Here is a 277-nt window from a genome sequence, read left to right on the forward strand (position 1 = left end):
GCCGTCGCTGAACGCACTGCTGAAGGCAGGGTTCGACGTCGTAGCTGTCCTCACCCGACCGGACGCGCCCGTGGGGCGCAAGCGGATCATGACGCCCTCTCCTGTGGCAGCGCGCGCAGAGGAACTCGGCATTGAGGTCATCCGCGCAGTAAAGGTGGATGCAGAGACCACCAAACGCATCTCAGAGATTGCCCCGGACGTCGCGGCCATTGTTGCCTACGGCGGAATTGTTCCCCCGGCCGCGTTGGCAATACCTCGGCACGGTTGGGTCAACCTG

1 protein-coding gene is annotated in these 277 nt (G+C 64.3%); it reads left to right on the forward strand.

The annotated features are described in order from the left end of the window. Positions 1–277, forward strand: a 277-nt coding sequence (locus SCA31_RS23185; RefSeq protein ID WP_410699380.1) for a formyltransferase family protein, incomplete at both ends; no start/stop codon positions are given.

This window comes from Chryseobacterium sp. SIMBA_028 (assembly GCF_046535285.1).
In the GTDB taxonomy this organism is placed as follows: Bacteria; Bacteroidota; Bacteroidia; order Flavobacteriales; family Weeksellaceae; genus Chryseobacterium.